This is a genomic window from Streptomyces tagetis (genome assembly GCF_018069565.1).
Classification (GTDB): Bacteria; Actinomycetota; Actinomycetes; order Streptomycetales; family Streptomycetaceae; genus Streptomyces; species Streptomyces tagetis.
Genome location: NZ_JAGPNL010000001.1, coordinates 1,720,943 through 1,744,006 on the forward strand (window position 1 = coordinate 1,720,943; position 23,064 = coordinate 1,744,006).

The 23,064-nt window shown below is 74.1% G+C and carries 27 protein-coding genes; 14 read left to right on the top strand and 13 right to left on the bottom strand.

Going from position 1 to position 23,064, the window contains the following annotated elements:
• Positions 1–21: 21 nt before the first annotated feature.
• Positions 22–1,230 carry a glycoside hydrolase family 64 protein gene (locus J5Y05_RS07320; protein WP_210869231.1) on the bottom strand — a complete coding sequence of 403 codons (1,209 nt, stop codon included), beginning with the start codon at positions 1,228–1,230 and terminating at the stop codon, positions 22–24.
• Positions 1,231–1,632: 402 nt separating this feature from the next.
• Here J5Y05_RS07320 and J5Y05_RS07325 point away from each other — a divergent pair, with 402 nt between their 5' ends.
• Entirely contained in the window at positions 1,633–2,451 is an 819-nt protein-coding gene (locus J5Y05_RS07325) for an SAM-dependent methyltransferase (RefSeq protein WP_210869808.1), read from the top strand.
• Positions 2,452–2,554: 103 nt separating this feature from the next.
• Here J5Y05_RS07325 and J5Y05_RS07330 read toward each other — a convergent pair whose 3' ends face one another.
• Both J5Y05_RS07330 and J5Y05_RS07335 read right to left on the bottom strand, forming a co-directional pair.
• Positions 2,555–3,475, bottom strand: a complete 921-nt coding sequence (locus J5Y05_RS07330; protein ID WP_210869232.1) for a helix-turn-helix domain-containing protein — start codon at positions 3,473–3,475, stop codon at positions 2,555–2,557.
• A 141-nt stretch (positions 3,476–3,616) separates the two neighbouring features.
• Entirely contained in the window at positions 3,617–3,844 is a 228-nt protein-coding gene (locus tag J5Y05_RS07335) for a DUF397 domain-containing protein (protein ID WP_210869234.1), read from the bottom strand.
• 240 nt (positions 3,845–4,084) lie between these two features.
• Between J5Y05_RS07335 and J5Y05_RS07340 the strand changes: the two genes are divergently transcribed.
• The 6 genes from J5Y05_RS07340 to J5Y05_RS07365 all read left to right on the top strand — a co-directional run bounded on the left by J5Y05_RS07340 (position 4,085) and on the right by J5Y05_RS07365 (position 7,550).
• Positions 4,085–4,594, top strand: coding sequence for an ATP-binding protein (locus tag J5Y05_RS07340; protein WP_307853749.1), 510 nt, complete (start codon positions 4,085–4,087; stop codon positions 4,592–4,594).
• A gap of 28 nt (positions 4,595–4,622) precedes the next feature.
• Positions 4,623–5,168 (top strand): hypothetical protein, encoded by a 546-nt coding sequence (locus tag J5Y05_RS07345; protein WP_210869238.1) that lies wholly within the window; start codon positions 4,623–4,625, stop codon positions 5,166–5,168.
• A 388-nt stretch (positions 5,169–5,556) separates the two neighbouring features.
• Entirely contained in the window at positions 5,557–5,817 is a 261-nt protein-coding gene (locus J5Y05_RS07350) for a DUF5133 domain-containing protein (protein WP_210869241.1), read from the top strand.
• Positions 5,818–5,932: 115 nt separating this feature from the next.
• Complete coding sequence (locus tag J5Y05_RS07355) at positions 5,933–6,502, top strand: mycothiol transferase (protein WP_210869243.1); 570 nt, start codon at positions 5,933–5,935, stop codon at positions 6,500–6,502.
• A 251-nt stretch (positions 6,503–6,753) separates the two neighbouring features.
• Entirely contained in the window at positions 6,754–7,227 is a 474-nt protein-coding gene (locus J5Y05_RS07360) for a hypothetical protein (RefSeq protein WP_210869245.1), read from the top strand.
• A gap of 107 nt (positions 7,228–7,334) precedes the next feature.
• On the top strand, positions 7,335–7,550 hold the full coding sequence (locus J5Y05_RS07365) for a hypothetical protein (RefSeq protein ID WP_210869247.1): 216 nt from the start codon (positions 7,335–7,337) through the stop codon (positions 7,548–7,550).
• A 43-nt stretch (positions 7,551–7,593) separates the two neighbouring features.
• On the opposite strand, the gene tgmB is transcribed toward J5Y05_RS07365, so the two are convergent.
• From tgmB to J5Y05_RS07380, 3 genes are all read right to left on the bottom strand, one after another.
• Positions 7,594–8,577, bottom strand: a complete 984-nt coding sequence (tgmB, locus tag J5Y05_RS07370; RefSeq protein ID WP_210869248.1) for an ATP-grasp ribosomal peptide maturase — start codon at positions 8,575–8,577, stop codon at positions 7,594–7,596.
• Between the two features lie 16 nt (positions 8,578–8,593).
• Positions 8,594–8,785: a putative ATP-grasp-modified RiPP gene (tgmA, locus tag J5Y05_RS07375; protein WP_210869250.1), complete on the bottom strand. Its 192-nt coding sequence runs from the start codon at positions 8,783–8,785 to the stop codon at positions 8,594–8,596.
• Between the two features lie 120 nt (positions 8,786–8,905).
• Positions 8,906–9,247 (bottom strand): YkvA family protein, encoded by a 342-nt coding sequence (locus tag J5Y05_RS07380; protein ID WP_210869252.1) that lies wholly within the window; start codon positions 9,245–9,247, stop codon positions 8,906–8,908.
• A 441-nt stretch (positions 9,248–9,688) separates the two neighbouring features.
• Here J5Y05_RS07380 and J5Y05_RS07385 point away from each other — a divergent pair, with 441 nt between their 5' ends.
• Positions 9,689–10,030: a hypothetical protein gene (locus tag J5Y05_RS07385; RefSeq protein WP_210869254.1), complete on the top strand. Its 342-nt coding sequence runs from the start codon at positions 9,689–9,691 to the stop codon at positions 10,028–10,030.
• Positions 10,031–10,081: 51 nt separating this feature from the next.
• On the opposite strand, the gene J5Y05_RS07390 is transcribed toward J5Y05_RS07385, so the two are convergent.
• From J5Y05_RS07390 to J5Y05_RS07410, 5 genes are all read right to left on the bottom strand, one after another.
• Positions 10,082–12,211, bottom strand: coding sequence for a xanthine dehydrogenase family protein molybdopterin-binding subunit (locus tag J5Y05_RS07390; protein WP_210869256.1), 2,130 nt, complete (start codon positions 12,209–12,211; stop codon positions 10,082–10,084).
• Between the two features lie 24 nt (positions 12,212–12,235).
• Positions 12,236–13,228, bottom strand: a complete 993-nt coding sequence (locus tag J5Y05_RS07395) for an FAD binding domain-containing protein (RefSeq protein ID WP_210869258.1) — start codon at positions 13,226–13,228, stop codon at positions 12,236–12,238.
• The gene (locus J5Y05_RS07400) at positions 13,225–13,794 is read right to left on the bottom strand and encodes a (2Fe-2S)-binding protein (RefSeq protein ID WP_210869259.1); all 570 of its coding nucleotides are present in this window, start codon (positions 13,792–13,794) and stop codon (positions 13,225–13,227) included. Before J5Y05_RS07400 ends, J5Y05_RS07395 begins: the two co-directional genes overlap by 4 nt.
• A 284-nt stretch (positions 13,795–14,078) precedes the next feature.
• Positions 14,079–15,308 carry a hypothetical protein gene (locus J5Y05_RS07405; protein ID WP_247614067.1) on the bottom strand — a complete coding sequence of 410 codons (1,230 nt, stop codon included), beginning with the start codon at positions 15,306–15,308 and terminating at the stop codon, positions 14,079–14,081.
• Positions 15,309–15,551: 243 nt separating this feature from the next.
• A complete protein-coding gene (locus J5Y05_RS07410; RefSeq protein WP_210869261.1) occupies positions 15,552–15,902 on the bottom strand; it encodes a hypothetical protein in 351 nt (116 codons plus the stop codon).
• A gap of 448 nt (positions 15,903–16,350) precedes the next feature.
• Between J5Y05_RS07410 and J5Y05_RS07415 the strand changes: the two genes are divergently transcribed.
• The 4 genes from J5Y05_RS07415 (at position 16,351) to J5Y05_RS07430 (ending at position 18,587) form a co-directional block, all read left to right on the top strand.
• Positions 16,351–16,749: a hypothetical protein gene (locus J5Y05_RS07415; protein WP_210869263.1), complete on the top strand. Its 399-nt coding sequence runs from the start codon at positions 16,351–16,353 to the stop codon at positions 16,747–16,749.
• The gene (locus J5Y05_RS07420) at positions 16,746–17,531 is read left to right on the top strand and encodes a hypothetical protein (protein ID WP_210869265.1); all 786 of its coding nucleotides are present in this window, start codon (positions 16,746–16,748) and stop codon (positions 17,529–17,531) included. Before J5Y05_RS07415 ends, J5Y05_RS07420 begins: the two co-directional genes overlap by 4 nt.
• Before the next feature lie 41 nt (positions 17,532–17,572).
• On the top strand, positions 17,573–18,115 hold the full coding sequence (locus tag J5Y05_RS07425; RefSeq protein WP_210869267.1) for a roadblock/LC7 domain-containing protein: 543 nt from the start codon (positions 17,573–17,575) through the stop codon (positions 18,113–18,115).
• Positions 18,116–18,212: 97 nt separating this feature from the next.
• On the top strand, positions 18,213–18,587 hold the full coding sequence (locus tag J5Y05_RS07430; RefSeq protein WP_210869269.1) for a roadblock/LC7 domain-containing protein: 375 nt from the start codon (positions 18,213–18,215) through the stop codon (positions 18,585–18,587).
• Positions 18,588–18,668: 81 nt separating this feature from the next.
• On the opposite strand, the gene J5Y05_RS07435 is transcribed toward J5Y05_RS07430, so the two are convergent.
• A complete protein-coding gene (locus J5Y05_RS07435; protein ID WP_210869271.1) occupies positions 18,669–20,033 on the bottom strand; it encodes an FAD-dependent oxidoreductase in 1,365 nt (454 codons plus the stop codon).
• A 223-nt stretch (positions 20,034–20,256) separates the two neighbouring features.
• Here J5Y05_RS07435 and J5Y05_RS07440 point away from each other — a divergent pair, with 223 nt between their 5' ends.
• Both J5Y05_RS07440 and J5Y05_RS07445 read left to right on the top strand, forming a co-directional pair.
• Complete coding sequence (locus J5Y05_RS07440) at positions 20,257–21,768, top strand: MFS transporter (protein WP_307853751.1); 1,512 nt, start codon at positions 20,257–20,259, stop codon at positions 21,766–21,768.
• An 83-nt stretch (positions 21,769–21,851) separates the two neighbouring features.
• Positions 21,852–22,025 carry a CsbD family protein gene (locus J5Y05_RS07445; protein WP_210869274.1) on the top strand — a complete coding sequence of 58 codons (174 nt, stop codon included), beginning with the start codon at positions 21,852–21,854 and terminating at the stop codon, positions 22,023–22,025.
• Positions 22,026–22,163: 138 nt separating this feature from the next.
• Here the strand turns inward: J5Y05_RS07445 and J5Y05_RS07450 are convergent, their stop codons facing one another.
• The gene (locus J5Y05_RS07450) at positions 22,164–22,997 is read right to left on the bottom strand and encodes a chitosanase (RefSeq protein ID WP_210869276.1); all 834 of its coding nucleotides are present in this window, start codon (positions 22,995–22,997) and stop codon (positions 22,164–22,166) included.
• Between the last annotated feature and the right edge of the window lie 67 nt (positions 22,998–23,064).

Below are 23,064 nucleotides of genomic sequence, written 5' to 3' on the forward strand. Positions count from 1 at the left end.
GCCCGCACGCCGGGCCGCCGCTCAGAGGGGGGAGAGGGTCAGCCGGAAGCCGGTGGGGGCCGTGTCCTGGATGTAGGAGGCGAAGTCGGCCACGTCGTCGAAGGCGAAGCCGTAGGCCCGGCCGTCCTCGGTGGCCGTGTGCACCGCCTTGGCGTAGTGGTTGGTCAGGGCGGTGCCGTAGAAGGCGGCGGGGTCGGTCGTCGGCTGCCGGTCCGAGGAGAGCAGCGTGGAGCGGTTGAAACCGGCGCCGAGGATCGCCGCGACCGGTCCGGTGGTGCCGTCGTTGGGCGCGGCGAGGTTCCCGTCGCAGAAGAGCACGTCCCGGGTGGACGGCTTGGCGAAGGAGACCTGGGCGGGGCCGTCGAAGGTGAGCCGGTCGCCGCGGACCCGGCCGGTGAAGGTGCCGGCGTTGGTGGTGACGGTGAGGTCCCTGCCGGTGTAGGTGCTCCAGACCTCGTCGATGTACGGGGCGAGGTAGTCCTTCGGGAACAGGCCCGCGTCCAGTCCGTGGCCGGGGGCGATGACGCGGGTGTCGTCCACGATCAGCGGCGCGAACTCCTCGATCTCCCGCAGCGCGGCGAAGACCGCGGCCCGGCCGCCGGGGCGCACGGTGCCCGTGGTCTGGTCCTGCGAGCCGGTCAGCCGGATGCTCAGCGGCACGCTGAACATGTCGACCATGGTGGTGTTGCAGAACATGCCGTCGGCGTTGTAGGTGAACTCGGCGCTGTCGTGCAGCACCCCGTAGCTCGGGTCGGAGGTGACCCACCCCGCCGGGTACTGGAGCGCGGCGTCGCCGTTGCCGTCGGTGACCGCCTTGAACCTCAGCTTCTCGCCGAGCGCCACGTAGATGCGGCCGGACATGTGGGGGAGGGAGAGCCGGGTCTCGGTGCCGGTGAGGCCGATGGCGTAGTCGGTGAAGCCGTCGGCGCCGTTGTCGGAGAGGGCGATGGGGGCGAGGGTGCCCTCGGGGGTGAGCCGGACCTGCCGGCCGCCCTCGTTGCCGACGACGTAGACGTGGATGTCGCCGTTGCCGAAGGAGCCGGTGTTGTTGACGATGGTCACGGGCAGGGCGCCGCCCGCCTTGGCCGAGTCGCCGGTGCCGGTGCCGGGGCTGGTCTCCGCGAGCGCGTGGGGGGCGAGGGCGGCGATGGCGGGGGCGGCGACGGCCGCGCCGCCGAGGGCGAAGAGGAGCTTGCGGCGGCCGAGGTTCCGCTGGTGACGAGGAGTCATGTGGGGGGCCTCCTGTGTGAACGAGACATGACAGCCTGAGAGCGCTCTCAAGCCGTGGGCCGATGGTACGCAGAACGGGTGGCGCGGCCAACCGTCCCGGCCCCCTCCCCACCCCTCGCACCCGCCTGTCCTCGGCGAACCGGAACGGGACCCGGGCAGCCTTAACCGGCGTTTAAGGTCCGCTTAAGCCGCCTTCCGGCCCCGCCGCCGGACCCTGGACGCGACCGGCGCACGCCCGCCCGGCAGGTCCGCGCCGGCACCGGACGCGGCGTCAGATCCCGTCCCCGAAAAGGCCGTTGGGATCTTGTTACCCGGGGCCCCTGGTTCTGCTGAGGACCTGATCCCTACGATGTACTCTCAGTCAGGCCAGACCAGTTGGCGCGATACGGAGCTGGGGGAATGATGCAAGCCGAAAAGCAGCTGTCCACGGAGATCGACGCCAACGTGCCGACCGCCGCGCGTATGTACGACTTCTACCTGGGCGGCAAGGACAATTACGCGGCGGACCGGGCGGCGGTCGGGGAACTGGACAAGGTCGTCCCCAGCACCCGGCGGCTGGCGCTCAACAACCGCCGCTTCCTCCAGCGCGTGGTCCGCACCCTCGTCGAGGACTACGGGATACGCCAGTTCCTCGACCACGGCTCCGGCCTGCCCACGCAGGACAACGTGCACCAGGTCGCCCAGCGCGTCGCCCCCGACTCGCGCGTGATCTACGTCGACAACGACCCGATGGTGCTGGTGCACGGCCGGGCGCTGCTCGACCAGAACGACCGCACGGCCGTGATACACGCCGACATGCGCTCCACCGAGGAGATCTTCTCCCATCCGGACACCCAGCGCCTGATCGACTTCTCGCAGCCGGTGGCCGTGCTCTTCAACTCGGTCTTCCACTGCATCCCCGACAGCGACACCGACGGCCCCGAGGCCGTCGTGCGCCGGGTCACCGAGCGGATAGCCCCCGGCAGTTACGCCGTCATGTGCCAGCTCGTCAGCGAGGACGCCGAGGTGCGCCGGTCGGTGACGGAGTTCATGGACCAGGCGACGCGGGGCCACTGGGGCCGCGTGCGCGAACCCCGGGACGTCGAGGTGTGGTTCGAGGGCATGGACATCCTGGAGCCGGGACTGGTGGAGGTCTCCACCTGGCGCCCGGACAGCGAGGTGGCGCCGCGTCAGCTCACCCAGGAGTGGATCGAGTTCGGCGGCGTCGGCCGCCTGCGCTGACGGAGAACGGCCTCGGGCCGCGCACCGGCACACGCCGGGCGCGGCCCGAGGCCGTCCACCGCGCGGTCGTAGCCGTGGACCCTGCTTCCCCGGGACCGCGTGCTCAGCCGGCGGGGTAGCGTCGCGCCATCGTCTCGCGCAGTATCCGCACGGACTCCCGCGGCGTCAGCGCCTCGTCGGCCAGCCGGTCCAGCGCGACCCGGTACTCCTCGGTCTCGTCCTGGTCCTCCAGGAAGTTGGCGCTCCTGATGTGCTCCAGGTAGACCACGTCGGGCAGGTCCACGCCGCCGAAACGCAGGTAGGTGATGGGGATCGCGGGCGCCGACGCGTTCGTCACGTCCAGCGGCACGACCTGGAGCGTCACATGGGGCTGCTCCGCCATCGCCACCAGGTGCTCCAACTGCTCGCGCATGACCTCGCGGCTGCCCAGCACGCGCAGCAGCACCGACTCGTCGATGATCGCCCACAGTTGCGGGGCGTCCGTCCGGCGCAGCAGCTCGGCACGGCGCATCCGCAGCTCGACGCGGCGTTCCACCTCACAGGCGGGCGCGTTGGGCAGACCCCGCTCGACCACGGCACGGGTGTACGCGGCGGTCTGGAGCAGGCCCGGCACGTACTGGATCTCGAAGGTACGGATGGTCGCCGCGGCCTCCTGGAGGCCGACCAGGCGCTCGAACCACTCCGGCATCAGGCGCTTGTCGTACCGCTGCCACCAGCCGGGCTCACCGGCCCGGCCCAGCAGCTTGAGCAGCACCGACGCCTCGTAGACGTCCGTGCCGTAGAGCTTGAGGAGGGCGCGGACGTCCTTCTCGGTCGGGGGCCTGCGGCCCTTGCCCGACTCGATGCGGGAGAGCTTGGCCCCGCTGAAGCCCAGCTTGCGCGCCGCCTGGTCCTGCGAGAGGCCGGCGTCCTCGCGGAAACCCGCCAACTGCACACCGACGAGCATCTTCAGCAGAGTGGGAGCCGGCTCGACCCGGTCGAGGTAGGGTTCGAGACGGGAGATGCGAGGCGATGTGGTGGACATCCGTTGCTCCCAGCAGACCGGCAGACTTGAGAATCACACTATCTCACTCCACCGGTCCGCAGCGCATCAGCCCGTAGGAACAGGCTAGTTGGGCTCCGCTTGCCTCGGCGGCAACCCGGGTGGCGCCAGTGCGGCGTGGGACTACAGCAGGTGGTCGAACTCCCCGTCCTTGGCCCCGGCGACGAAGGCGGCGACCTCCGCGGAGGTGTAGACGAGGGCGGGGCCGTCGGGATCGCGGGAGTTGCGCAGGGCTATCCCCCCGTCGACGAGGGCGACCTCGACACAGTTGCCCTCCGCGTTGCTGTGCCGACTCTTCATCCAGCAGGCGTCCAGCGAACTGGCCTGCACTCCGTTGCGCACTGGTGGCACCGCAGTTCTCCTTGCCGTTCGGGGGAGCGGGCCGTACCGCGCCGGCCCTCGCACGCTCCCAGCCGATTTTTTCGCGCAATTTCTCGTGCAATTGCACGCGAGCGCTGTCAGCGTGGATAATAGCCGTGGCGTCAACCCCTGGTTCGGCGCCCCGTCCTGACGTCGTATCAGGGAGTTGTCGTGTCGTCATCTGCGCACCGAACGCTCCGGTCACCCGGCGACCCCGCTTCGGGGACAGGTGTGGCGAGCCGGTTCGGTGGCCCTCCGCACGCGGTGCGGCCGGGCGCGTGGCCGTCCCCCGATCACCGTGCCAAGCACCATCCGCCCGCCGCCCGGCCCACCTCGGCGGCGCTCCGCATCACCTGCACCAGGGAGGGATTCGCCCGCGCCAGGGCCTTCACCCGGGACACGTTGCGCGCCTGGTCGCTGGAGCACCGCGGCGACGACGCCGTCCTGGTCCTCACCGAACTCGCCACCAACGCCGTCGCGCACGCCGTCCCCCCGGCGGGGGCGTCCGGGTCCCCCGAGGTCCGGCTCGGCCTCGTCCTCGACCCCGGCTACCTGACGCTGACCGTCTCGGACCCCGGGGAGGACGCGCCCGTGTTCCTCCCGTCCGACGAGTCGGCCCTGCGGGAGCACGGACGCGGGCTGGGCATCGTCGACGCGCTGTCGGAGGTGTGGGGCTGGACCCCGAGGTCTCCGGCCGGCAAGACCGTCTGGGCCAAGCTGCCCACTCGTCCCCTGACTTGACCCGACTGCCGCGGAAGGGCCCCACACCATGCGCAGCGCTCAGACACCACGGCCGAGCACCGAGCGCACCGGCCGCACCACAGCACCGACCGGACCGGCCCGGACCGCACCCCTGACGGGGCTGGACCGGGTCCCCTGGAACGAGATCAAGGACTCCAGCGGTTCCGCCGCCGCCATCCCGCGCCTCCTGCAAAAGGTGGCCGGAGGCGACCCGGAGACCGCCGGCGCCGCCCTCCGCGATCTGCGGAAGCGTATCTGCCAGTACGGTTTCGTCGTCGAGCAGGCGACCGCCGCGACCGTGCCCTTCCTGTGGGAGCTGGCACAGCGGCCCCAGGTGAGTTGCCGGGCGCAGATCATCCGGCTCCTGAAGAACATCGCCGACGCCCGGCAGTGGGAGACCACCGCCAGCGCCTATCCCAAGCTCCTCAACCACCGGGACAACCCGGTGGCCTGGGAGCGTGCGGCGCGGCAGGCGGTCCGCGCCCGGCGCGAGGCCCTGCCGCGGCTCCTGGCGGAGGGCGACAGCGAGATCAGCCGTGCCACGTCGGAGCTGGCCCGCACGATCGGAGACTGACCCGCGCCCTCCACGGGGGAGAAGGCGCGGGTCTCCCGCCCGCCCGTCCCGGACGGCCGGGCGAAGGGGGGGAGCGGTCCGGCGGGGACGGCGGCGCGGGTGCGCCCGCCCGTCCCCGCCGGAACGCGCGGCCGTGTCCGCGCGCCGTTTCTCTGTCCTTATATATAGGGGACGCTGCGCGGCCTCACCGTCCGGAACACCCGCGGTATGTCCGTCCGTTGATCGCACTCTGAGATTCCGCCCTTTTTCCGCCAGTTCGCCAGGTGATTTCGCTGTCGTCTGGTCAAAAGGCAGCGGGTTTTGGTCAATTGTGTGCAGTGGCGTGCATGGTGTGAATGTTTCTGCCGGGTTCGGGCATACGCAGCGCAAATCGAGAGAGGGGCGCTTCGTGCTCGAACCGGACCCAAAGGTCGTCAGGGAGTTGCTGACGCGGTACGCGTCACTGCGCATCGCTCAGGCGGAGAGGGAGCGGCCGGCCGCGGCCCGCGAACTGGCGGACGTCAGCTACACGCTCTGCGTGATGATGGCGACGACCGGCATCCACGACGCGGTGGCCAAGGCGGACGAGCTGCTGGCCAAGGGACGCCCGCCGACCGCCGCCCACGCGGCGGACGCGGGCGGGGAGAGCGACCTGTCACTGGCGGTCTGAGACCGCCGCACCGGATCGACGGGGGGAGACGCGCGCGGCGCGGCTCCCCCCACCGCCGTCCGGGCCGCCCGCGCCCCGGAAACCCGGTGGCGCCCCCGGGCGCCGGGCCGTCAGCATGGCACGCATGAGCGACCGACCCGAACGATGGACCGAGGCCACCGTCCACCCCGACATGTGGACCGACCCGGACAAGGACCCCCGTGACAACGAGGGCCCCGGCCCCGACGGCGAACTCGCCACCCTCCTGGAGTGCCTGACCAACTACCGCCTGACCCTGCGGATGAAGTGCGAGGGCCTGGACGCCGGCCAACTGGCCCGCCGCTCGGTCCCGCCGTCGACCATGTCCCTCCTCGGCCTCCTGCGCCACCTCGCCGAGGCAGAACGCGACTGGCGCAACTGGATCAGCGACGGCGACCCCCTGCCCAAGCTGTACGGAGCGCGGGACGCCGACTTCCACGGAGCCGTCGCCGACCAGGCCCTCGTCGACGCCGCCCACGCCGACCTGGAGCGCGAGCAGGCCGCCACCGACGCCGCGCTGGCCGCCCACGCGGACCTGGGCACACGGCTCGGCGAGCAGGGCATCGCCGTCCGCGAGCTGCACGTGCACCGCATCGACGAGTACGCCCGCCACTGCGGCCACGCCGACCTGCTGCGCGAGTGCGTCGACGGACGCGTCGGCCAGTGACGCGCCCCGGCGCGGCCCCGGCCCGCGCGGGGGCGGCGCGCGGCGCCACGGGGGCCGCGGACGCGCCGGCGGCGGCCCTGGCACGATTCCGGCGGAAGCTGTCGTTTCCGCCTCTGGGACGGACACGGGACGTTTCCTAGCCTGGCTCCGGCGACATCGGGCGCCCCTTCCCACGGGGCGCCGCGCTCGCCCGCCGACCCGCCCCGCCGTGCCTGCCGCACCGCCCGATCCGTTCCGGAGCCCCACCCCCGATGACCAAGCTCCTGCTGTCCCTCCACGTCCTGGCCGCCATCGTGGCCATCGGCCCCGTCACCGTCGCGGCCAGCATGTTCCCGCCCGCCGCCCGCCGGGCGGCCCTGCCCGACGGCGCCGGGACGGACCCGGACGGGACCGGCACCGTACGCCTGCTGCACCGCATCTGCCGCGTCTACGCCGCCCTCGGCGTGAGCGTCCCCGTCCTCGGCCTCGCCACCGGCGCCGCCATGGGCGTCCTCGGGGACGGCTGGCTCATCACCTCCATCGCCCTCACCACGGCCGCCGCCGGCCTCCTGATCGCCTTCGTCCTGCCCCGCCAGGAGGAACTGCTGGAGCAACTGGCCGGCGGACAGGCCGTCGAACGCGCCCGCACCGCCCGGCTCGCCCTGTTCACCGGGCTGTTCAACCTGCTCTGGGCCACCGTCACCGTGCTCATGGTCGTCCGCCCCGGCTCCACGACCGGCGCCTGAACCGCCCCCGCACCTCGGCGGAATGGGCGCGACCGCCCAGCGGGACGCCTAGACTGCTCAGTCGCGCCTCCGAGCGGGGGCGAACGACACGAAAGGCGCGTTGACGGGTGTTCCAGGATTCCCCCATCTACGACCGACTCGTCGCCGAATGCGGCGATGTGCCCACGCAGGTGCGCCGGGAGGCCGAGCGCGTGACCCGGGAACTGGAGGTCGTCCTGCGATCACCGCACGCCCCCGGTCACCTGCCCGGCACCGACCGCCCTCCCTCCCCGGGCGCCGGCTGGCAGCGCACCGCCCTGCTGCCCGGCCCGCGTCCCGCCTGACCGGCCCCGGACGGCGGCGCCGCCCGGGGCCCGGCGCCCCGGATCAGCACGCCGTCGTCCGGGTACGGGGAGCGGCCACCGGCTGCTCCGCACCCGGACGGGACAGCCACTCGGCGATCGAGCGGGCGATCGGCTGGCCCGTGTCCACCTCCACGAAACCGAACTGGCCCGACTGGTTGCACTCCAGGAACCACCAGGTGCCCTCGCCGTCCTCGGCGAAGTCGAAGGCCCCGTAGGCCAGTCGCGCCTCGCGCAGGTAGGCGCGGACCCCGTCGGCCACGTACCGCGGCACCGCGGTACGCCGCCACGGCTCGCGCGACGCGGCGAACCGGACGTCCACCTCCTCCGGATCGCCCGGCGACAGCACCGCCTTGCGGGCCGCGAGCAGCCGCTTGCCGACGGCGGTCAGCCGGATGTCCGCCCGCTTGACGACCCGGCGTTGCAGCAGCGTCGGACCGTGGGCGACGGCGGAGAAGTCCGCCCCCGGCGGCACCCTGCTCGTCGGCACCGCCCTCGGCGGGTCCTGCGGATGCGCCCCCGAGACCGGCTTGACCACCAGATCCGGATAACGGCCGGCGAACTCCCGCGCCGCCCCCGGGAACGTCGTGATCAGCGTGGGCGGCACCGGCAGCCCGCACCGCTGGGCCAGCCGCAACTGCCAGGGCTTGTGACGGGCCCGGTGCGCCGCGTCCGGATCGTTCATCCACCGGGCCCCGCTGCCCCGGAGCATCCCGTACAGTGCCTGCGAGGACTCCTCCGCCAGCCACGGGGACGGATGGACGGCCCCGCTCGCCGCCCCGCCCGGCCGTCGCACCCACACCGAGCGCAGCGCGGCGAGGTTCACCAGCCGCCCGCCCGCGGCGAGATGGCCCCGGAAGGAGCCGTGCGCGAACTCGCCGGAGAGCCCGGCCGACACCGTCAGATCGGCCGGATCGAGCCGCACCACCGGCATGCCCGACGCGTTCAGATGAACCACCACCATGTCGGCGGTGACGTCCTCTTCACAGGTGAGGATCAACACGGTCATCGTGCGCGGTCCGTGGTCAGTCGTCGAAGTGGGTCTTCGACCCCGCGGTGGAGACCGTGGTCCCCAACTCCCGCAACAGCGAGTGGTCGCGGGCGGCGACCCGGCCGTCACGGAGCACGTTCAACTGCAGCCCGCAGTCGTAGACATACGGAGTGGTGGCGTCCGACTCCACCGCCGGTCGTGCGTAGTTGAGCGCGAACGGTTGCATCGTCTCTCCCTTGTCGGTGCCGCGCCGAGCAAGCGATGGTCCCTGGTGCGCCGTCGCCCGGTTCGCCGACTTGCTTCGGCTCCCAGAGACTTATACGAGTCGAACGGGTGAATGGTTTCCTCACGGAGCGTAGTCGTGGGGCGGTTCCGCGCCCGTCTCCTTGCCGCCGCCCCGCCGCCCGGCCGTGAGCCCGCCCCGTTCGCCGAGGGAACCGCGCATCGAGCGCAGGGCGAGGAGCAGCACGCCGATGTCGTCCAGATAGACCGGATCGGGCATCAGGTCGGTGGGGAGGACCAGATAGAGGACGGCACCCCAGAACACCCAGCGGGGGCCGGTGGGCAGCCCGGCCCGCAGGAGGTCGCGCCGGGTGCGGACCAGCCGTACCAGCACGGCCACAGCCGCCGCCAGGGCCGCCACGGCGAGCACCACCGCGACCGCGATCACCACTGTGGTCGTATCCACCCCACCCCTCCTCACGGTGCCCGGCACACGCGTCATCCGGCGCATTCCCGGTCCGGCCCGCGTCATGGGTGCTTTTCGAGTCTCTCATCCGCCCGGCCCCTCCCGGCTGGCGCGCGGCGCCGGACACGCCCGTAATGGGCCACGCAAGGCGTGTCGCGCATCGGGGACGCAGGAAGCGGCCGCAGGTTCCCATCCCACGGAGAGCACATGACCACCGGCTCGACAGCCCCCCGCACCACCGGATGCCTCATGGCGCAGGACGGTCCGCCGTCCGGGGCCACCACCTCGGGCACCGGCACCCACCCGCTGCCGGCCCCCGGACCCGACCCCGACGCGGAGGCCGGACCACGGGATACCGCCGGACCGCGGGATACCGCCGGACCACGGGGGGCCGCCCGGACGCTGCCCGCAACGGACGGCGCGCGCCAGGCGGTCCGGGCCGTGACGGCCCTCGCCGCGTGCGGAGTGGCCCATTTCCCGCTGCACCGGCACGGCATGTCCGTGCGCGCCTTCGCCGTCGTGCTGGCGCTGTCGGCGCTCAGCCTGGCCCTCGCGCTGCTGCTGACCGTCCGCCCCTCCGGCCCGGTGCTCCTGCTGGCGGCCCTGCTCCCCGCGGCGCCGGCCGCGGCCGGCCTGTACGGGAACGTCCACCCCTCGGGGTCCGTGTCCCGGGCGCTGGAGCTGACGCTCGCGCCCGCCTGGGCGGCCTCCGCGCTCGCCGCCGCTGCCTCGCTGACCGCGCTCACCGCCCTGTGGGCCCGCACGGTCCGCCCCGCCGGCTGACCGACCCGCGCCGGGCCCTCTCACCCGAGGCGGCCCGGCGCCGGCGCGCGCTCACACGCCCAGCGTGCCCGGGGGATGCGCGTGGTCGAGCAGGCCGGTGAGGACCCGGTCCGGGGTGAGCGGCAGTTCCCGGAAGCGGACGCCGGTGGCGTGGTGGACGGCGTTGCCGACGGCCGCCGCGGAGCCCACGATGCCGATCTCGCCGATCCCCTTGCTGCCCATCGGGTTGAGGTGCGGATCGTCCTCCTCGACCCAGTACGCCTCCACCGACGCCACGTCCGCGTGCGCCGGCACGTGGTACGAGGCCAGGTCCGATTCGACGAAGTCGCCGAAGGCCGGGTCCATCGTGCTGCCCTCGGTCAGCGCCATCCCGAGCCCCATCGTCATCCCGCCGACCAACTGCGAGCGCGCCGTACGGGGGTTGAGGATGCGGCCGGCGGCGAACACCCCCAGCAGGCGTGTCACCCGCACCTCCCCGGTCACCGTGTCGACCGCCACCTCGGCGAAGTGCGCGCCGAACGCGTGCCGGGACCACGGGCTCTTCGCGCCCGCCGCGTCCGAGGTGTCGGCGCCCGCCGCGAGCCCCTCCTCCGGCAGGCCGCCGGTGTGCCCGGCGAGCTTCCGGGTGAGCCGGACGCACGCCTCGTGCACCGCCCAGCCCCAGGACGCGGTGCCCGCCGACCCCCCGGCCATCGGGGCGAATCCGATGCGGCTGTCGCCGATCTCGATCCGCACCCGCTCCGGCGGCACGCCGAGGGCGTCGGCCGCGACCTGCGCGCAGACCGTCCGGGCCCCCGTACCGATGTCGGTGGCGTTGACCCGTACCAGGAAGCTCCCGTCGGGCAGCGCCCGCGCCGACGCCACGCACGGCGACACCAGCACCGGGTACGTCGCCGCGGCCACACCGGTGCCCACCAGCAGCGGCCCGGCGGCACCCGAGCGCGGGCGCGGATCGCGGCCGGCCCACCCGAACCGGCGGGCCCCCTCGCGCAGGCACTCCACCAGGTGCCGGCTGCTGAACGGCCTCCCGCTGTCCGGCTCGGTCTCCGGCTCGTTGCGCACGCGCAGCTCCACCGGGTCCACGCCCGTCGCACAGGCCAGTTCGTCGAGGGCCGACTCCAGCGCGAACATGCCGGGCGCCTCACCCGGCGCGCGCATCCAGGACGGCGTGGGCACGTCCAGCCGCACCAGCCGGTGCCGGGTCAGGCTGTCCGGCGCCGCGTACATCACGCGGGCGGGCACCGCCGCCTGCTCCACGAACTCCCTCACCCGCGAGCTGTACGTCGTCACCTCGTGCGTCAGCGCGGAGATCCGGCCCTCCGCGTCGGCCCCCAGGCGCAGTTGGTGCAGGGTCGTCGCCCGGTGCCCGACCACGGCGGGCAGGGCGCGGCGCGGCAGCGCGAGCGTCACCGGCCGTCCGGTGTGCCGGGCCGCCATCGCCGCCAGCACCACGTCGCACCGGGGCGTGCCCTTGGAGCCGAAGCCGCCGCCCACGTGCTCGGCCAGGACCGTGACCCGGTCCTCGGGCAGCCCGAACAGCCGGACCAGTTCGGCGCGGACGGCACTGGTGCCCTGGCTGGAGGTGTGCACGGTCAGAAGGCCGTCGTCCCAGCGGGCGGTGGTGGTGTGCGGCTCCATCGGATGGTTGTGCAACGGCGGCACCCGGTACGCGCACTCCAGCCGGACCGGCGCCGCGGCGAACGCGCCGTCCGGGTCGCCGTGCTCGGTGACGGCCGGATACCCGCCGTTCGCCGTCTCGGGGACGTACGCCTCCGGGTCGGCGGCGGACAGCGTCACGTGGTGCTCCTCCGCCTCGTAGAGCACCCGCACCGCGGCGGCGCCGTCCCGCGCCGCCTCCAGGGTCTCGGCGACCACCAGCGCCACGAACCAGCCCCGGTGCGGCACCCGCGGGTCCTGGAGAACGGAGAGCGCGGGGTCGTCCGGCTCGCCGAGCCGTGGCGCGTTCTCGTGGGTGAGCACCGCGAGCACGCCCGGCAGCTCCAGGGCGGGCCGGGCGTCGACGCCGGTCACGCGTCCGCGGGCGACCGTCGCCGGCACCGGCCACGCCAGGGCGCGGCCCGGATGGTCGTACTCGGCGGCGTAGCGGGCGGCGCCGGTGACCTTCTCCCGCCCCTCCCGGCGCTCGGCGGGTGCGCCCAGCACCGTGTCGGTACCGGTCATGGGGTCCTCCTCGGGGACGCCGGTTCAGTACGTGGCGGGCCGGGCCAGCCGGCCCAGGACGTCCAGGGCGAGCCGCCGGGCCAGCGGCACCTTGTAGGCGTTGTCCCGCAGCGGTTCCGCGTCCGCCAGCTCCAGTTCGAGGGCGTGCTCGAACGCGGCCCGGGTGGGAGCGGCGCCCAGCAGCGCGGCCTCCGCCCGCCGGGCCCGCCAGGGCCGGTGCGCGAGCGCCCCGAAGGCGAGGCCCACCCGCTCCACCACCCCGTCGGACAGGTGCAGCACGGCGGCGACGGAGGCCAGCGCGAAGGCGTACGACGCCCGGTCGCGCGCCTTGCGGTACGCCGAGGGCAGCCCCGCCGTCGCGGCCGGCAGCAGCACGCCCGTGATCAGCTCGCCGGGGCGGATCTCCGTGTCCCACTCCGGATGGTTGCCGGGCAGCCGGTGGAACTCCGTGGCGGGCAGGGTACGGGCGCCCCGGTCGCCGTACAGCTCCACGCGGGCGTCGAGGGCGGCCAGCGCGACCGCCAGGTCGGAGGGGTTGGTGGCGATACAGCTCCCCGAGTAGCCGAGGACGGCGTGGTCGCGGTGGACGCCCTCCAGCGCGCCGCAGCCGCTGCCGGGCACCCGCTTGTTGCACGGCTTGGACGGGTCCTGGAAGTACGGGCACCGGGTGCGCTGGAGCAGGTTCCCGCCGGTGGTGGCCGCGTTGCGCAACTGCCCCGAGGCGCCCGCCAGCAGCGCCTGGGAGAGCACCGGGTAGCGGTCGCGGACGGCGGGGTGGGCGGCGAGGTCGCTGTTGCGGACCATCGCCCCGACGCGCAGCGCCCCGTCGGGCAGCTCCTCCACCGACTCCAGCGGGAGCCGGCCGACGTCGACGAGCGCGGCGGGCGTCTCCACGCCGAGCTTCATCAGGTCCACGAGGTTGGTGCCGCCGCCGAGGTAGCGGGCGCCGGGGTGGGCGGCGTACGCGTCGGTGGCCTCCTCGACGCTGCCCGCGCGTACGTAGGCGAAGGGCTTCACGGGATCACGTCCTCGATGGCGTCGGCGATGCGCGGATAGGCGCCGCACCGGCACAGGTTGCCGCTCATCCGCTCCCGGATCTCGGCGCGGTCCAGCGGTACGGGCTCGCCGGAGGGCGCCGCCGGGTCCGTGACGTGCGAGGGGTGCCCGGACGCGGCCTCGGCGAGCGCGCCGACGGCGGAACAGATCTGGCCGGGGGTGCAGTAGCCGCACTGGAAGGCGTCCCGCTCCAGGAACGACCGCTGGAGCGGGTGCAGTTCCTCGCCGTCCGTACCGAGCCCCTCGACGGTGGTGATCTCGCTGCCGTCCAGGGCCACGGCGAGCTGGAGGCAACTGTTGACCCGGCGGCCGTCGACCAGGACCGTGCAGGCGCCGCACTGGCCGTGGTCGCAGCCCTTCTTGGCGCCGACCAGCCCCAGATCCTCACGCAGGAGGTCCAGCAGGACCCGTCGGTGGTCGACGGTGAGCGTGTGGGGCTTGCCGTCGACCCGGAGGGTCGTCTCCGAGTGCGGGGCGGCCTCGGCGGGGCGGGATGCGGGGGCGGCGCTGGGGTGCTGGCTGTCCATGGCGTCGGTGACCTTCCGGGACGGGCCGTGCGGCTGTCCCGTCCGCGTATCCACCGAGCCCCGGCTGACACGTGAGGGTGCCCTCAGCGGGCGCGGCCGGGGGGCGCTGAGGGGAGGCTGTGGAGTGGCCGTGGGGTTGCCTTGGGGTGGCTCCCGGCTGGGCCGGAGCCCAGGGGCCGGTGCCGCGGGCGCCCTCGGGGCTTGCCGGGCAGGGCGCCCAGGCCCTCGCCGACCCGTCCCGGCGGCCCGCGCCGTGCCGGGGCGGACCGTACGGCAGGGGAGCGTCAGCCGGCCGTAGCGTCCGGCTCGCCCCGGCCGTCCCGGTCCCCGCCCTCGGCCCGGGATGGGAACCCGCCTGGTCCGCCTGGTCCGTACGGCTCGTCGGGGGCGGCCGGGAGCCGCCCGGGGGCGGAGCGGCCCGCCTTGCCGGGGAGGCGGAACCGCTCCAGGGCGCGGCCGAGCTGCTTGAACGGGGACCCGGCCGGCAGCGCCGGGGTCCGGGCCGCGCCGGGGGCGGCCCCGGCGGACTCCCGGTAGGCGGCCAGGGCCTCGCCCGCGCGCTCGGCCGCCTCCCGGTACAGGTCCCGGGACTGCGTCATCGCCTCCAGCGCCTCCGCGTACATGGCCACCAGCTTGCGCTCGCGGACCAGTTCCTCCTCCAGCGTCAGCAGCCGCCAGTCCTCCCGGAGCCCGGTGAGGGCCACCCGCACGTCCTCGGTCAGCGGCCGGGGCAGCGCGGCGAACGCCGTCACCGCCGCGATCAGCTCGGTGGGCTCGCTGCCGTCCAGGAAGACGCTGCGCACCCGGAAGTCCGGGGCCGCGTACCCCTCGGGCACGGGGGAGCCGGGCAGGACGGCCGCACCGCCGCGCGGCACCTCGACGCCGCGGTCCTCCAGCGCCCAGTTGACCACCCGCAACTGCTGCGGGGCGGCGCGGTGCTCGACCACGCGGTGGCGCAGGCTCGCCGGCAGCCGGCCGGCCAGCGGCACCCGGCCCCGGTGGTCGGGGGTCATCGCCTCGTGCACGACGACGTGGATGTTCCACGGGCTGCGCGCGGCGTCCTTGAGCAGCCGCCGGGCGGTCTTGTCGTCCTCGGGGAGGCTGTTGATCCCGCGCAGCCGCAGCCCCGTCGCGATGTCCCGGTCCCAGGTGACGTCCGGGTCGTCCGGCCAGAACATCGTCGCGGGCGAGGGCCACTCGGGGTCCCAGGGCTCCTCGGCCTCCGCCAGCAGCGTCCACTCCTGACCGCCCGCGGACGCCGGTTCCAGCACGAGCCGGGCCCGTACGGTGACGGCGCCGGGGGCCCGCCAGCGCGCCTCGAAGACGCGGGGGCCGGGGCCGCCGTCCTCCCGGGGCTCCTCGGGCAGCTCCTTGAAGTCGTCGAGCGCGTGGCTTTCCCCGAGGCGCTCCAGGGTGTGCCGGACGGTGTCCTCCGCGGCCGATCCGACATGGCGGCCACGAGCCGTCCACAGCGTCGGCGGAGTCGTGGGGCGGGCAGTACGAGAGGTGGGCATGAGTCCAAGGGGAGGCAGGGGCAGGGTGAATGTCCAGTATCGTCGCCCGTGATCAGCGTCCCCCACGCGGGGGGCCGCCATCCGGGCGTGTCGCGGTCCAGGGCCCCCGGCCGTCATCGCGCCCGCCCACCCCGGTGACCTGCGCGGGCCGGACCCGCCCGGCCCCCGGGCCACCGGACCGCCACCACGCGCGGCGTCCGCGCGCCTCCCCCGGACGGGCGAACGCCCCGCCCGGCCCGGCGCTCAGCGGCCCCCGCCCCGCCGGGGGGAGGGGCGGTCCGGACGGCCGCCGACGATGTCCGTGACACCGGACTCGTCGGCCGTGTCCTCGCCCGCCCGGGGCGTACTGCCGCCGCCGGGCTGTCCACCGCCGGTGGAGCCGTAGCCGCCGGGGACACCCGGCACCCGGTCCGCGTCGGCCCGCGCCCGGCTCACCCGGCGTGTGGCCCGCACGTTGGCGCGGCGTTCCGGATACCGGTACGTGAAGGGGCGGGACTCCGCGCGCTCCCGCTCGCGGCGTTCCATGGGCGAGCCGTCGCGCCGGTCGTCCCGGTCGTTCCGGTTCTCTTGCGGTTCGGGGGTGTTGCCAGTCATGACCGCCGAGTACCCCTGCCCGTACGGCCCATGTGGCACCCGGCGCCATCGGGACTCCGCCACCGGCCCCCCACGAAGTACCGGCGCCCGCGCCGTCGCTCGCTTCGGGGGTGCGCCCTCCGCGCACGGGGGGCGTTCCGCGCCCCCGGGGTGTGCGGCGGCCACCCGAGGACGTTCCCGTCCACCCGTGGCGGGCCCGTCCGGCCGCCCGCCACCATGGTCCGCGCGGACAGGCCCCGTCCGTCATCCGCCCAGGGACGGGGCCTGTCCGCACCCCGCCTCCGCGATCCGTGGTGAACCGGCCGATACACGGCCGAAACCCGTCAGTATGCCGCATCGCACGCACGTTCCTCTGGAAAATGCCAAAGGACTCACCTCGCACGGGCACTTTCCGTAGTCTCGCTGTCACGTTCGCGGTACAGCCGTGACAGGGGAGGGGGAATCCGGCGTGCCCGGAATCGACGAGAGTCTGCTGGAAGCCATGCGACTGCCCGGCGCGCGGGGCGCATCCCTGGTGGACTGGATCAGCGGTCTCGCCCTCGGTGCCGTGGGCGAGGCACCGGGCGGCGATCCGGAGGCCACGGCCGCCGAGACCGCCGAACTCGCACGCCACGTCGCCGAAAGCGGTTCGCTGGCCGTCGGCGGCGACGGTGCCGTGCCCGAGAAGGAACCTCCGGTGGAGGACCTGATCGTCACCACACCGGACGCCTACCACCTGCTCAGATACGTGAGCACGCCCTTCGACAGCACCGTCTTCCTCCATCTGTGGCTGGACCGCAACGACGGGAACCTGGCCCTGGCCCGCATCCGGCTGGCCGAGCTGGCGGACCGTCTGGTGCTCGGATGACCGGGGTGACCACGGCCTGGACCGCGCACGAGACCACCTCGGACGCCCTCGGCGCGCTGGCCAGGGAGGGCGCGACCGGTGCCCTCTCCGGCGAGCGGGGCATCGTCTACCTCGCCTCCGGCCGGGTCGTGCACGTCGAGTCGGCCTTCACCCCGGGCCTCGGCGCGCTGCTCACCCAGAGCGGCGCCCTCGCGCCGGACGGCTGGTGGGAGGCGGTCGACGGCGGCGGGACCCGGCACCGGGTCGGCGACCGCCTGGTGGACAGCGGCCGGCTCGCCGCCGGTGCCCTGGAGGTCTGCCACCTGGGGGCGCTGTTCGACGCCGCGTACTTCGTCCTCGCCCGCGACAGCCGCGCGCACCGCTTCCGGTCCGGAGCGGTGCACTGGCTCGGCGCGGTCCGCTCCGTGCCGGTCGACAGCGTCGTACGGGAATCCCGGCGCCGCCGCGACCTGCTGGAACGCATCTGGCCGGACCCGGCCCTGGACACCGTGCCGCTCACCCGGGTCCCCGACGCCGACCCCGCCGACCTCCCGGCCCGGCGCGGGCGGACCCTGACCCAGGTGGACGGCGTCCGGACCGCCGCGGACATCGCCGCCGCGCTCGGCTGCCACACGTACCACACGCTCGTCGAATTGCGTCGACTCGCCGCCGCGGGACTCGTCACCGCCGCTCCGCCGCCTCCCGCGCCGGCCCCACCGGGCCCCGGTGCGCCGCCCGTCGCGTGGGACGACCCGGACGCGGCCCTGCTGCGACGGCTACGAGACGCCTTGGAGGCCCTGTGATCCGCGCGCGTCGCCAGCGTGCCGAAAGGAGACTGCTCATCATGGCCGTCGAGAGCGACGTCCTGGAGGAACTGCACCGACTGCGCAGCCGCGTGCCCCAGCTCACCGGCTCGCTCGCCGCCACCGTCGACGGGCTCGTGGTGGCCGCCGACGCGCCCGGCACCGAACCGGAGGGGCTCGCCGCGCTCACCGCCGCCGCGCTCGGCGTCTCCCACCGCATGGCCGAGGCCACCGCGCGCGGCGGGTTCCGCGAACTGCTGCTGCGCGGCGCCGACGGCTACGTCGCCACCTACGCCGCCGGTCCGGCCGCCGTGCTCACCCTGCTCGCCGAAGGCCGGGTCAACGTGGGCCGCCTCCACCTGGAGGGCCGGCGCAGCGGCGCCCGTATCGGCGAACTCGTCGCGGCCCGCCTCGCCCCCGAACGCGGCGCGGCCCTCGAACGCCGGTCACCGCAGCCGCACGCCAACGGCACGCCCCTGCCCCCGGACCCCGCCCGGCCCATCGGCACCCTGCCGGTGCGCACCCCGGCGCACCCCGCCCACCAGCCCCTTCCCCAGGCCGACGGTCACCGCCGGCCGACCTGAGCCATCCCACCGCCGCGCGTTCGCGGGCGGGGTTCAGCACGCGTTCCACCGATCACGCACCGTCATGTACTGATCACGTAGGAAAGGAAGACCACGCATGGCCAACCTGGAGACCTCGCTCAAGGAATGCCTCAGCTCCATCGACGGAGCCACCGCCGCCGCCCTGGTCGACTACACCAGCGGCATGGCGCTCGGCACCCTCGGCGGCGGCAAGGAATTCAACCTGGAGGTCGCCGCCGCCGGCAACACCGACGTCGTGCGCTCCAAGCTGCGCACCATGGAGCACCTCGGCCTGAAGGAGGAGATCGAGGACATCCTCATCACCCTGAGCAACCAGTACCACCTGATCCGCCTGCTCAAGGGCCGCGGCGGCAACGGGCTCTTCCTGTACCTGGTGCTCGACTCCAACCGCGCCAACCTGGCGATGGCCCGCCACCAGATGCGCCGCATCGAGAGCGAGCTGGAGGTCTGAGCCGGAACCCCGACGGCCGGGGGCCCGGCGGGATCTCTCCCGCCGGGCCCCCGGCCGTCGCCGTCGGAGCGAGCCGGTGCCTCAGGCGCCGCTCTCCCGCAGCATGTCCTCACGCTCGACGAGCTTGACGCGGGCGCGGCCCTGCGGCTCGCCGAGGGCCTTCTCCGCGGCGTCCAGCCGGTACCAGCCGTCCCACGTGGTGTAGCGGACCTTGCGCTCGGCCAGGAAGGCGTCCACCGCCTCCGGGGCGGGCGAGGCCGGGGTCAGCAGCCGCTCGTTGGCGTAGTCGTCCAGCAGACTGGCGACCGTCTCGTTGGCGTCGCCCTTGGTGTGCCCGATCAGGCCCACCGGACCGCGCCTGATCCAGCCGGTGACGTACGTCGACCGCAGGTGCTCGCCGGTCTCCTCGATGACGCGCCCGCCCTCGTCCGGGACGGTGCCCGAGTCGAGGTCCCACGGCAGCTTGGGCAGCGGGTCGGAGAGGTAGCCGACGGCGCGGTAGACGGCGCTGACGTCCCAGTCCTTGAAGGTGCCGGTGCCCCGGACGTTGCCCGTGCCGTCCAGCTCCGTGCGCTCGGTGCGCAGGCCCACGACCTTCCCGTCCTCGCCGAGGATCTCGGTCGGCGACTCGAAGAAGTGCAGGTACAGCTTGTGCGGCCGGTCGCCGACGTCGCGGATCGCCCAGTTCTCCAGGGTCTTGGCGACCATGTCGGCCTGCTTGTTGCCGCGCCGGGTCGCGATCGAGCCCTCGTCGTAGTCGATGTCCTCGGGGTCGACGATCACCTCGATGCTGGGGGAGTGGTCCAGCTCCCGCAGCTCCATCGGGCTGAACTTCGCCTGCGCCGGACCGCGCCGGCCGAAGACGTGGATCTCCCGCGCCCGGTTCGCCTTGAGGCCCTCGTACACATTGCCCGGGATCTCGGTGGGCAGCAGCTCGTCGGCCGTCTTGGCGAGCACGCGGGCCACGTCCAGGGCCACGTTGCCGACGCCGAGCACGGCGACCTTCTCCGCCTCCAGCGGCCAGGTGCGCGGCACGTCCGGGTGGCCGTCGTACCAGGACACGAAGTCGGCCGCGCCGTACGAACCGTCCAGGTCGATGCCCGGGACGGACATCGCGCGGTCGTCCATGGCGCCGGTGGCGAAGATCACACCGTCGTAGAAGGCCCTGAGGTCGTCCAGGCTGATGTCGGTCGGATAGTCCACATTGCCGAAGAGGCGGATCTGCGGCTTGTCGAGCACCTGGTGCAGGGCGGTGATGATGCCCTTGATCCGGGGGTGGTCGGGGGCGACGCCGTAGCGGATGAGCCCGAACGGGGCGGGCATGCGCTCGAAGATGTCGATGGAAACACCAGGTGCGGCGGCCACCTCGGACTTGAGCAGGGCGTCGGCGGCGTAGATCCCGGCCGGGCCGGAGCCCACGATGGCTACCCGCAGAGGGCGGGGCATGGTCAGGTTCCCTTCGAGCGATGACAATGCGATCGATGACAGAGCGATCTCGGAGGAAATCTTAAACTAAGGCAAGCCTAAGTCGGTACGCGGGTCCGGTCTATGGCCCCATAAGGCCAGCTTATGGGTTCTCTCCGTTCGCGTTTGACGTTTGAAGCGGCGGCCCCGGGTGACGCAGGCGTGAGGCGCGGTGGCCGCGCCGGCGGCGGCGAAGGGAGTCCTCGTGGACCTCGGCACCCGGGCGGGCGGAGGCGGGCGCGGTCAGGCGCCGCAAGGGGAGGGCCCCGATCCCCACCGCTGGCGGGCCCTGTGGGTGACCCTGGTCGCCGGGTTCATGATCCTCCTCGACGTCACCATCGTCGCCGTCGCCCTGCCGTCCATGCAACGCGAACTGCACGCCTCGGCCGCCGCCGTCCAGTGGGTCGTCTCCGGCTACGCCCTGGCTTTCGCCCTGATCCTGGTCACCGCCGGCCGGATCGGCGACACCTTCGGCAGACGCCGGGTCTTCCTGCTCTCCCTCGCCGCCTTCGTGGTGTGCAGCGCCGGCGCGGGCGCCGCCCCCACCATCGAACTCCTCGTCGTCGCCCGCCTCACCCAGGGCGTGGCCGCCGGCTGCCTCGCCCCGCAGAACTCCGCCCTGATCCAGCAGCTCTTCCGGGGCGAGGAGCGCGGCCGGGCCTTCGGGCTCTTCGGCGCCACCGTCGGCGTCTCCAGCGCAGTCGGCCCGGTCGTCGGCGGCCTCATCCTCGCCCTGGCCCACGGAGCCCACGGCTGGCGGTGGATCTTCTACGTCAACGTCCCCATCGGCGTCGTCGCGCTCCTGCTCGGCAGCCGCCTCCTGCCCCGCGTCGCCCCCGGCGGCCGGGGACGCCTGGACCCCGTCGGCGTCTGCCTGCTCGGCGCCGGCATCCTCGCGCTGATGCTGCCGCTGGTCCTCGCCGACGCGGGCGGGGTGCGGCGCCTGTGGTGGCTGTTCCCCGTCGGGCTGCTCGTCCTGCTCCTCTTCGCCGGCTGGGAGCGGCGGACCGTACGGCGCGGCGGGGCGCCCCTGCTGGACCCCGGGCTGCTGACCGAGACCCGCGGTTACGCGACCGGCGCGGGACTCGGCTCCCTCTACTTCGTCGGCTTCAGCGGCGTGTGGCTGGTCTTCGCCCTGTTCTTCCAGAACGGGCTGGGTTTCTCGCCGCTCATGTCGGGCCTCGCGGTGACCCCCTTCGCCGTCGGGTCCGCCGTCGCCGCGGCCGTCGCGGGGCGGCTCGTCGAACGCTTCGGGCGGCTCCTCACCGTCTGGGGGCTCGTCGCCGTCATGGCCGGGCTCGGCTCCACCGCCGTGGTGCTCTGGCTCGCCCCCGCGGACCGGGCCGCCTGGTACGCCGCCCCGGCCCTGCTCGTCGGCGGCCTCGGCAGCGGCTTCGTGATCTCCCCGAACGTCACCATGACACTGCGCGACGTGCCGGTACGCATGGCGGGCGCGGCGGGCGGCGCCCTCCAGACCGGGCAGCGGCTCGGCGGCGCCGTGGGGACGGCGGCCCTGCCGGGGCTCTTCTACCTGACCCTGAGCGCCACCCGCGACGACTACCACGACGCCGTGGCACTGGCCATCGGCTGCGGGCTGGCGGCCATGGTGTGCGCCTTCGCCGTCGCCGTCCTCGACTGGCGCCGGGACCGTACCGCCGACCACCGCCACTGCCCGCCCGAGACCTCCCACAGCCACACCCACGCCAGTCACGGCTAGACGGGAACAGGCCATGTTTGAGGTGGCCGGGACGGGTGACTCGCCATCCGTCAAGCGAAGCCAACACCGAGAGGTGAGCGACTGTGGCGGGCAACGAGAAGTCCAAGTCCCGGATGGAGCAGGTCAAGGGCAAGGCCAAGGAAGCCGCCGGCCGTGTCGTCGGCAACGAGCGCATGACGGCCGAGGGCCGCGCCGAGCAGGCGAAGGGCGACGCCCGCCAGGCGAAGGAGAAGGGCAAGGACACGTTCCGGCACTGACCCCTCCCCGGGAGGGGCCCACGGAACACCACGCGGGCCGCGGGACCGGCGTACGACCGGTCCCGCGGCCCGCGACGTGTCCGCGCCCGCGCCGCTCCCACCCGGCGTGCCGCCCGTCCGATGGTCCACCCCGGCAGCTCAGCCGATGCGGTACCGGTCCCCGTAGACCCGCCACTCCAGCGGTGGATCGAGGTCCAGGTTGCCCTCGCGCAGGAAGACCCGCTGGGCCGTGTCGACCCGGCTGGTGTCGTGGTGCCCCCGCTCCCGCCGCATCGCCCACACCCGCGCGTCCAGGAAGGCGTCCAGGTACGCGGTCTCGTCACCGCCCCGGGCCGGCGTGCCCGCCCGCTCCAGCGCCCGTTCCCGGATGGCGCGGAAACCGGTGGCGCCGCCCGCGCCGTGCATGACCAAGGCGTCGAAGTAGGCGAACCGCCCCAGCGCCCGCAGCCCGTCCTCGCGGCCCTGCCGGACGGCGGGGTCGAAGTAGACGCGGTCCCGCTCGTCGTCCTGCGCCGTGCGGAAGGCCGCGTCGCGCGCGGCCCGCCGCCAGTCGTCCGGGAACCCCGGGTCCAGCCCCTCGTGCGAGTCCGAGCCGACCAGCTCGCGCAGCGCGGGCAGGTACGGGGCGAGCACGTTGCCGGGACGGCGCCGCGCGTACAGCTCGACCAGGCGGAGCATGTCCCCGGTGCCGGAGCAGAAGCCGACGACACCGGCGGTGTAGCCGCGGCCGTCGTCGATGTCCTCCACGTACCCGTACTGCGCCGCCCAGTCCAGCGAGGAGTTCTCCGCGCTGGACACCAGCCGCAGCGCGATCTCCTTCTGCGACAACGCCGCCTGCCCCGTCCTCCCGTCCGCCGAGGCTCTCGGCGCCCTCACGAACGGGAACGCGGCCAGCGAGGCGCAGACCAGGGTGAGCAGAGCGCGGCGCGGACCGCCCGCGGGGTGTGCCGGATCGGGGGACGGGTGGTGCACGGGAACTCCAAGGTGCGGACGGGCGAGGTGCCACGGGGACGGACGCGGGGGCCGCCCCCGTCGGGAA

Excerpts from the sequence above, each read along its gene's own strand:
- J5Y05_RS07345 (WP_210869238.1), top strand. The coding sequence starts at position 4,623 with ATGCGCAGCGCTCAGACACCACGGCCGAGCACCGAGCGCACCGGCCGC.
- J5Y05_RS07325 (WP_210869808.1), top strand. The coding sequence starts at position 1,633 with ATGCAAGCCGAAAAGCAGCTGTCCACGGAGATCGACGCCAACGTGCCG.
- J5Y05_RS07330 (WP_210869232.1), bottom strand. The coding sequence starts at position 3,475 with ATGTCCACCACATCGCCTCGCATCTCCCGTCTCGAACCCTACCTCGAC.
- J5Y05_RS07430 (WP_210869269.1), top strand. The coding sequence starts at position 18,213 with ATGGCCAACCTGGAGACCTCGCTCAAGGAATGCCTCAGCTCCATCGAC.
- J5Y05_RS07355 (WP_210869243.1), top strand. The coding sequence starts at position 5,933 with ATGGCACGCATGAGCGACCGACCCGAACGATGGACCGAGGCCACCGTC.
- J5Y05_RS07320 (WP_210869231.1), bottom strand. The coding sequence starts at position 1,230 with ATGACTCCTCGTCACCAGCGGAACCTCGGCCGCCGCAAGCTCCTCTTC.
- J5Y05_RS07360 (WP_210869245.1), top strand. The coding sequence starts at position 6,754 with ATGACCAAGCTCCTGCTGTCCCTCCACGTCCTGGCCGCCATCGTGGCC.
- J5Y05_RS07400 (WP_210869259.1), bottom strand. The coding sequence starts at position 13,794 with ATGGACAGCCAGCACCCCAGCGCCGCCCCCGCATCCCGCCCCGCCGAG.
- J5Y05_RS07410 (WP_210869261.1), bottom strand. The coding sequence starts at position 15,902 with ATGACTGGCAACACCCCCGAACCGCAAGAGAACCGGAACGACCGGGAC.
- J5Y05_RS07390 (WP_210869256.1), bottom strand. The coding sequence starts at position 12,211 with ATGACCGGTACCGACACGGTGCTGGGCGCACCCGCCGAGCGCCGGGAG.
- J5Y05_RS07435 (WP_210869271.1), bottom strand. The coding sequence starts at position 20,033 with ATGCCCCGCCCTCTGCGGGTAGCCATCGTGGGCTCCGGCCCGGCCGGG.
- tgmB (WP_210869248.1), bottom strand. The coding sequence starts at position 8,577 with ATGACCGTGTTGATCCTCACCTGTGAAGAGGACGTCACCGCCGACATG.
- J5Y05_RS07425 (WP_210869267.1), top strand. The coding sequence starts at position 17,573 with ATGGCCGTCGAGAGCGACGTCCTGGAGGAACTGCACCGACTGCGCAGC.
- J5Y05_RS07420 (WP_210869265.1), top strand. The coding sequence starts at position 16,746 with ATGACCGGGGTGACCACGGCCTGGACCGCGCACGAGACCACCTCGGAC.
- tgmA (WP_210869250.1), bottom strand. The coding sequence starts at position 8,785 with ATGCAACCGTTCGCGCTCAACTACGCACGACCGGCGGTGGAGTCGGAC.
- J5Y05_RS07405 (WP_247614067.1), bottom strand. The coding sequence starts at position 15,308 with ATGCCCACCTCTCGTACTGCCCGCCCCACGACTCCGCCGACGCTGTGG.